Raw genomic sequence first — 6,371 nt, forward strand, 5'->3', positions numbered from 1 at the left:
TTTACTACAGCAGAGACTCACGCTTTGTGAGTCTCTTTTTCTATTTCTCTTGAAGGAAAAAGAATTTTAAATGGCGAATTATTACAGATAGCAACTTAATGAAGAATTTCGCTTAGGAGGCGGACGCTTTGGACAGAAAACTACGGGTACTGATTACAGATGATTCCAAGCTGCTGCGTAAGAAATTACGTCAGGAACTGGAAGCCTTGGATTGTGAAGTATTAGAGGCACAGAACGGCAAAGAGGCTGTTATGCTGAATTTGGAAGAACAGATTGACTGTGTATTTTTAGATATTGTTATGCCGGAAGTGGGCGGTATTGAGGCCCTGCAGGTTATCAAAGAGGTAAATCCCGATTTGCCGGTGATAATGTTATCTTCGGCCGGAACACCCCAGAAACTTATGACGACACTGAAAATGGGGGCTATGGACTTCATCCAGAAACCTTATTCCAGTGAGCAGATAAAGAAGGCGGTTGAGACGGTTCGAAGGAAGGTCGAGGCAAATGGCCAATGATTTTAGTATAGTTCAATGTATCTATAATCACAGCCATTATCCGCCTGAGGAAATGCAGAAGATTTTGGCCGCAGCGGAGCAGGATGAATCCTCAGCTGCCAAACTGCTGGCTGAGGAGGCCGTGGATATCGCAGCTTACCATACGGCTGTTTTAAAGGCAATGGGGGATATCTTTCCACAGGAGTGGAATTGGTATGCCCAATATGTCGAGCTCTTTATGAATGGGCTTAAGGAACAGCTGTCGACAGAGGCGGTCGTCGAGGATGTGATTTGCACAGAGCCGGAGAGAAAGCCTAACTATGCAACGTCCCAACGCCTGTCGGGAGATATCACCTTCGTGGCCGGCCTGATAGCCCCGGAAGATGTTTACTTACGGCTGGCAGAGCGCTACAGTAATGAGGAGTTCACCGAAATGGATGAAATGGCGGTAGACTGCATTGCGGAGTTTATCAATGTCATCAACGGCTTGTTCAGCGTAGAGCTCGGCAGGGAAAAAATAGAAACAGATTTGGAACTTCCCCGTACGGAGCAGGATGTTGTTCCGCATGGCGAAAAGCAGCTGTGCCTGCGCGTACACAGTTCTGTAGGCTCTTTCCAGATTGTGATGGCGGTGGATGAGTTCTTTTAGAAATAGCGAGTTAAATTCTCGCTATTTTTTTTTGAATATGAAGGGAGCAGACTTATGGTTGGCAGTAAGTTATCCACAGGAAATCCACAATTTGTCCACACAGGGAGAGAGTACGCGGAAAAAAAGTTTGTTTTTTACCGTTTTTTACAAATTTTTTTAGAAAAAAGTGTTGACACACATGGATAATATGCGTATAATAATTCTTGTCGCTGAACGAAAGCGACGAAAAACAAAAACTGCCTAGCAGTTAAAACTGAATAGCTTTATTTTGTAGAGCATTGTGGAGAGTTGTCCGAGTGGTTGAAGGAGCACGCCTGGAAAGCGTGTATACGGTGAACGCTGTATCGAGAGTTCGAATCTCTCACTCTCCGCCATTTTTATATTCTTTTTCAGGTCGGGTTGCAGCGCTTGGGTCTTGCGCAATGGAGTCCCGTGAACCTCGTCAGGTCCGGAAGGAAGCAGCGATAAGCGGAGTGCGACATGTGCCGCGAGGTCGCCTGAGGGTTGCAGCTCGACGTGAAAAAGAATGCAGGAACAGGCAGTCGTGAGACTGCCTGTTTGTCGTAGGGAGGGAAAGTATGGCTTATATTGCATTATACCGTAAATGGCGGCCGGGAACCTTTGGGGACCTGGTGGGACAGGAACATATCAGCAAAACCCTTAGCAATGCCATTACCACGGGGCGTATCGGTCACGCTTATCTGTTTTCCGGGCCGCGGGGCACCGGTAAAACCAGTACCGCCAAAATACTGGCCAAGGCCTTGAACTGTGAGCACGGGCCGACACCGGAACCCTGCGGTACATGCCGTCAGTGCCAGAAAATAAATGATGGTTCCTCGATGGATGTTTTCGAAATTGACGCCGCCTCCAATCGTGGTATTGATGAAATACGTGATTTACGTGAAACGGTGAAGTTTGCTCCGGTAGACGGCCGGTATAAGGTGTATATCATCGACGAAGTACACATGCTGACCACGGAGGCTTTCAATGCCCTGCTAAAGACGCTGGAAGAACCGCCGGCACATGTGGTCTTTATCTTAGCTACTACGGAGGCGCATAAAGTACCGCCTACCATACAATCACGCTGCCAGCGGTATGACTTCAAGCGCATTACGGTAGAGGAAATTCGTGGACGGCTGGCCAAAATCGCCCAGGAAATGTCATTGTCAATTGAAGATGAGGCCTTGAACATGATTGCCGTGCAGGCTGACGGCGGCCTGCGTGACGCCCTGTCCCTGCTTGACCAGTGTTCGGCTGTGGCCGAAGGCGAGATAACAGCTGCACGGGTACGGCAGATTTTAGGGCTGATTGGCCACGATTGGATTTACCGTATGACGGAGGCTATTGCGGCGCATAAGTCGCAAACGGTATTGACGGTTTTGGCAGAACTCTTGCGCGATGGCAAGGATTTAAAGCAGGTACTTACGGAGTTGTCGCTGCATTTGCGCAGCCTGATGATTTATCAGGCAACAGGTACGTTGGAACAGATGGACCTGTATGCGGAAAATGACCAGGTATTACAGGAACAAAAGACCTTTTTTAACGCCGGTCAGCTGATGGCAATGTTAAAAAAACTGCATGAGGCGCTGGCTGAGATAAAGTGGTCGCCGCAGCCGCGCATTACCGTAGAGATGGCGCTGCTGACTTTGTGCAATCCTGAGGCAGCAGCTGCCGCACCGCAGCTGCAGGCGGCAGCTGCGCCTGATGACCAGCGTATTGCCCAACTGGAGGCTAAACTGGCACAGATGTCGGCCAAGCTGGCAGCAGCCCCCGTGCAAAAGGCGGCTGCGCCACGGACAAAAGCGGCACCTGCAACGTCAAAGCCTGCGCCCGTATCTGCTCCCGTGCAGGAAATACCTGACCTGGATACCAGCGATACGGCGGTGTGGCAAAATCTGTTGCAGACTTTAAAAGATAGAAATAAAATGCCGGTTTATGCCTGCGTCAATCAGGGGCAGTTTGCCGGTATGACGGAAACAAAGTTTTTTATCCGCTTTACTGGGACGCTGATGGCCTCACTGACTATGCGCAATTACCAGACGCTGCTCGAAGAAATCCTGCAGGAACTTACCGGCAGGGAACTGCGCCTGCATTGTTCCGGGGAAGATGCGCCGATGGCACCGCCGCCACGCCCGGTGAAAAAAGCGAAACCGCCGGTACAGGAACTGGAACCTGATGAACCGCCGCCAGTCCCCGTGGATTTGGAAAATCTGCCGCCGGAGGCCCGGGCACCTTTGGAGAAAGCCTTTGAGATTTTCGGCGACCATGTGGTGGAAGTCGAGGAAGATGGGCCGGTCGAAAAATAAATCAGCTGTCTTTAAAAGAGGGTGGATGAACCCTCTTTTTCTTGACGTTAGCCATTTATTTTGGTAGTCTAAGAGAAGTTGAAAATTACCTTAATGAGAGGAGCAATATAAATGTTTGGTGGAATGGGCAACATGGGCAATATGGCCGGCATGATGAAGAAAGTCCAGAAGATGCAGAACGAAATGAAGAAGATGCAGGACGATTTGAAACGCAAAACCGTAGACGTAACGTCTGGCGGCGGTGCAGTAAAAATCACCATGAATGGTGAAAAGCAGGTCGTTAATCTCGTCATCGACCCGGCAGCTGTGGACCCGGAAGATGTAGAAATGCTGCAGGATCTCATTTCGGCAGCTTTCAATGAAGCTACGAAAAAGGTAGACGACATGATGGCCTCGGAAATGGGCAAACTCACCAGCGGTCTTGGCCTGCCGCCGGGATTGTTCTAAGGAGCTATTGTGCAATACATTGCCCCATTGGCAAAGTTAATAGAGCATTTTCGCGCACTGCCTGGCATCGGTAACAAGACGGCAGTGCGCCTTGCTTATCATGTGCTGGATATGGACGCCGAACAGGCAAAGAAACTGGCAACAGCCATCATTGAGGCCAAAGAAAAGATTGGCTATTGCAATACCTGTTTTAACTTAAGCGACCAAAATCCCTGCGTGATTTGCGGCGCGGCAGAACGTGACCATTCGGTAATCTGTGTGGTTGAACAGCCGCAGGATGTAGCGGCCATGGAACGCATGCGCGACTATCGCGGCGTTTACCATGTGCTGCATGGTGCGCTCTCACCGTTGGAGGGCGTCGGGCCTGACCAGATTCGGATAAAAGAATTGCTGGCACGGCTGACAAATGATACTGTAAAAGAAGTTATTATGGCTACCAATCCCAACGTGGAAGGGGAAGCTACTGCTATGTATTTAGCGAAATTATTGAAACCCATGGGCGTTAAGGTGACGCGCATTGCACATGGCCTGCCCATTGGGGGAGACTTGGAGTATGCTGATGAAGTCACACTCTCCAAGGCTATGGAAAATCGGAGGGAAATCTAAATGGAAATTATTGCGGCCTTTGCCGTAGGTCTGATAGCGTTATGCCTGATTGGTAAAATTATCTCCCTGCCTATGAAACTGCTGTGGAAAATGATAACCAACAGCCTGATGGGCGCAGTTATGCTCTGGGCAGTAAATCTCTTTGGCGCTGGTGTGGATATTACTTTTATTAAAGCACTGATTGCCGGCGTACTGGGCGTGCCGGGCGTAATTATCGTGCTGCTGATGAACTAAAAAAGATTGCATAAAAAAACAGGGGCGTTTGGTAAACGCACCCTGTTTTTTTAGTCACGGCCATATACACGGTAGCATGAGCGTCCGGCGGATTTAGCGGCGTACAGCGCCTCGTCACTGCGGCTCATCAGTACATCAATCGGCACGGGCTGTTCGTCAGCATAGGCAATGCCGGCACTGATGGTCAGGCAGTTGAGCTGCTCGTCCTGCTGATAGATGGAAAGGAGCTGCCGCATAAATGATTGCAGCCTTGTCTCGACAGTTGCCTGTTGTTCTTTGCCGGTGATGACAATCAAAAATTCATCGCCGCCCATGCGCACATTAAGGGCATCGAAAAATTCCATTCGCAGTACCTCAGAGAGAATCAACAGGGCCGCGTCACCAGTCTGATGGCCGAAATTATCATTGACTTCCTTGAAGTGGTCTAAGTCCAGGGAAATCAAGGTGAACATGGTATCCGGCGAACAACCGTCAATGAATTCGGTCAGGTGGCGGCGATTGGCCAGGCCGGTCAGGATATCATGCTGGGCCATACTTAGAATAAGCTGCTGATTATCGTAAAGTTTCTTATTCATTTCGTTCATGGCACGGCTCATGGCCCCCAGCTCATCTTCACGCTCGGACAGCTTTTTCATTTGGGCCGCAGTCTTTTCGTCCATCTTGAGTTTGCCGTTTCCGAGTTCTTTCATGCGCCGGGTGGCTATCTGAATGGGATGGGCAAGTTTGCGTCCGGTGTAAAATGCCAGTAAAACAAAAAGGAAGTCCAATAGCACAAGACTGGTAAGTACTTTGATGATACGTGTCGTCATGCTGCTTACAAAGTGTTTTTCGCGCGAGGAAACACGCTGGTCAATATGGTCAATCCAAATGCCAGTACCGATTATCCAATGATAAGGCGCAAATTCCATTGTATAATATAGTTTTGGCAGTGGTTCCTTGGTACCAGGTTTGGGGAACATGAAGTTGGAAAAACCGCCGCCGAGCTTGGCTTGTTGAATCATTTCGCGAATGAAATAGCGGCCGTTGGGGTCCTGGGCATCGAGACGGGGCTTTCCTTCGGCCTCTGTACCCAGTAATACGACATTCACGCCTTCGTCGGTGTCGATGGTAAAATAACCTTGACCGTTGTTATAGCGCATATTGCGCACAAGGTCAGCAGCAACTTGCATGGCTCGTTCCTTGGTTAAATCACCGCGCAATTGCGCCTGATAACAGTCGGAAACAACGCTCCAGGCGGTATGCGCCTGGTATTCAAGCTGCAAGTGGGCACTTTCTTCCAGATCCTTGCGAGATTCCGCCAGCATGTTTTCCGTTTCCTGAATAGCGCCGTAAATTGCATGGGCGCCCATAAATAACGTTGTCAGGAAGGATATGCCAATAAATATAAATGTTAATCTGAATTGTATTGATGTAAAACGCATAATAAAAATACCTCACTTGTAATACATCTTGACATAATATTTCCACAAAAAAGCAATGATACCTGCCTGTTAAAAGGACTTTGTGGAAAAAATATGAAATAAAAATGAAAAAAGCTCATATAAAATTAAATAAAAATGAAAAAAGGTGTTGACAAGTAATGAGGACTCGTGTATCATAATACAAGTCGCTGACAGATACGGACGCGAAACGGTG

7 protein-coding genes and 1 tRNA gene are annotated in these 6,371 nt (G+C 48.7%); 7 read left to right on the forward strand and 1 reads right to left on the reverse strand.

Annotated features, from left to right (window positions below; genetic code table 11):
* Positions 1-128: 128 nt before the first annotated feature.
* The 7 genes from DL94_RS0105240 to DL94_RS0105270 all read left to right on the forward strand — a co-directional run bounded on the left by DL94_RS0105240 (position 129) and on the right by DL94_RS0105270 (position 4,736).
* Positions 129-515 (forward strand): response regulator, encoded by a 387-nt coding sequence (locus DL94_RS0105240; protein WP_028129252.1) that lies wholly within the window; start codon positions 129-131, stop codon positions 513-515.
* Positions 505-1,143, forward strand: a complete 639-nt coding sequence (locus DL94_RS15205) for a chemotaxis protein CheX (protein ID WP_028129253.1) — start codon at positions 505-507, stop codon at positions 1,141-1,143. The genes DL94_RS0105240 and DL94_RS15205 overlap by 11 nt, the downstream gene beginning before the upstream one ends.
* Before the next feature lie 282 nt (positions 1,144-1,425).
* Positions 1,426-1,517 (forward strand) — tRNA-Ser (locus DL94_RS0105250).
* Positions 1,518-1,721: 204 nt separating this feature from the next.
* Positions 1,722-3,449, forward strand: a complete 1,728-nt coding sequence (gene dnaX / locus DL94_RS14295) for a DNA polymerase III subunit gamma/tau (protein WP_037371324.1) — start codon at positions 1,722-1,724, stop codon at positions 3,447-3,449.
* 111 nt (positions 3,450-3,560) lie between these two features.
* The gene (locus DL94_RS0105260; RefSeq protein WP_028129254.1) at positions 3,561-3,896 is read left to right on the forward strand and encodes a YbaB/EbfC family nucleoid-associated protein; all 336 of its coding nucleotides are present in this window, start codon (positions 3,561-3,563) and stop codon (positions 3,894-3,896) included.
* 9 nt (positions 3,897-3,905) lie between these two features.
* On the forward strand, positions 3,906-4,502 hold the full coding sequence (gene recR / locus DL94_RS0105265) for a recombination mediator RecR (RefSeq protein ID WP_028129255.1): 597 nt from the start codon (positions 3,906-3,908) through the stop codon (positions 4,500-4,502).
* Entirely contained in the window at positions 4,503-4,736 is a 234-nt protein-coding gene (locus DL94_RS0105270; RefSeq protein WP_028129256.1) for a pro-sigmaK processing inhibitor BofA family protein, read from the forward strand. It abuts the gene before it with no gap.
* A gap of 50 nt (positions 4,737-4,786) precedes the next feature.
* On the opposite strand, the gene DL94_RS15210 is transcribed toward DL94_RS0105270, so the two are convergent.
* Complete coding sequence (locus DL94_RS15210; RefSeq protein ID WP_197020710.1) at positions 4,787-6,085, reverse strand: cache domain-containing protein; 1,299 nt, start codon at positions 6,083-6,085, stop codon at positions 4,787-4,789.
* Positions 6,086-6,371: the final 286 nt, after the last annotated feature.

The sequence above is a fragment of the Selenomonas sp. AE3005 genome (assembly GCF_000686945.1).
Taxonomy (GTDB): domain Bacteria; phylum Bacillota; class Negativicutes; order Selenomonadales; family Selenomonadaceae; genus Selenomonas_A.